Origin of the sequence: Streptomyces sp. UNOB3_S3 (assembly GCF_020740895.1) — a bacterium.
Lineage (GTDB): Bacteria > Actinomycetota > Actinomycetes > Streptomycetales > Streptomycetaceae > Streptomyces.
This window is the reverse complement of sequence record NZ_JAILXP010000695.1, coordinates 1-1,302: the sequence shown is the minus strand read 5'-3', so window position 1 is coordinate 1,302 and position 1,302 is coordinate 1. Positions and strand designations below refer to the sequence as shown.

The following is a 1,302-nucleotide window of genomic DNA, read 5'->3' as shown; positions in this document are numbered from 1 at the left end:
GGCGGATTCCATCGGTCGTCGCAACACGTGATCACTGATGTGTGGTGGCGAGCAGTTTATGCAGGCGCTCGGCTGGGGTTTCCCAGCCGAGCGTTTTGCGTGGGCGGCTGTTGAGTTCGGCGGCGACGGCGTCGAGGTGTGCACGGGTGTGGGTGGCCAGGTCGGTTCCCTTGGGGAAGTACTGCCGCAGCAGGCCGTTGGTGTTCTCGTTGGAGCCGCGCTGCCATGGGCTGGCCGGGTGGCAGAAATAGACCGGGATGTTCGTGGCCAGGGTGAACGCCCGGTGGGCGGCCATCTCCGAGCCCTGGTCCCAGGTGAGGGACCGCCGCAGGTGAGGCGGTAGGGACTTCACGGTCGCGGCGAGGGCGTCGCGGGTGTACTCCGCGCTGTGGCCGAGTGGCAGGTGGACCAGCATCAGGTAGCGGGTCGTGCGTTCGACGAGTGTGCCGATCGCCGACTTGTGGTCCTTGCCGATGATGAGATCGCCTTCCCAGTGACCGGGCACGGCCCTGTCGGCGGCTTCCGCGGGGCGTTCGCTGATCAGGACCATCTGCTTGACCGCGCGGGACTGGCGCCTGTGCGCCTGGCGGTGGGGGCGGCGCAGTGCGCGTCCGGTCCGAAGAGCCCGGGTCAGTTCGCGGCGGAGCTCGCCCCGGCCCTGGACATAGAGGGCCTGGTAGATCGTCTCGTGGGTCACGTGCATCTCCGGCCGGCCGGGAAACCGTCTGCGAAGAGCGTGGCAGATCTGCTCTGGACTCCAGCGCAGGGCCAGGTGGTCCTGGACGAAGTCCCGCAGCTCGGGGTTCTGGCCGATCTTCCCGGGCCTGGGGCGGGGCCGCCGGTGCTCGGCTCGGCGCTGGGCCGCGTGAGGCCGGTACTGGCCGTTGCCGGGGTGCCGGTTCCGGCGGATCTCGCGGCTGACCGTGGAAGGGCTGCGGCCCAGCTCGGCGGCGATCGTGCGAACGCCGGCCTTCTCCCGCAGCCGGTCGGCGATGTGGATCCGTTCGTCCTCGCGCAAGTACCGGGACGGACGGGGCGGGGGCACCACCACGTTGATAGGTGGTGCCCCCGCCGTGCCCCCGGACGGGTTACGGCCGTTGCGCCATCGCTTGCCCGTCCGGAGGTTGATGCCCACGATCCGGGCCGCTTCCCTTGCGCTCACGCCCTGCTCAACGAGCTCAAGGTAGACGCGCCGTTCTTCCGTCAACGGCTTCGGGCCCCGGATGATCGACCGGTCACGGATCTCGAAGTCCATCGCAGCACCCCTGGGCTGGGGTGTTGCAACGACCACTAGAACCTAAG

At 69.3% G+C, this 1,302-nt stretch carries 1 protein-coding gene; it reads right to left on the bottom strand.

The annotated features are described in order from the left end of the window. Positions 1-31: 31 nt before the first annotated feature. Complete coding sequence (locus K6I33_RS35080) at positions 32-1,162, bottom strand: IS30 family transposase (protein ID WP_229358837.1); 1,131 nt, start codon at positions 1,160-1,162, stop codon at positions 32-34. Positions 1,163-1,302: the final 140 nt, after the last annotated feature.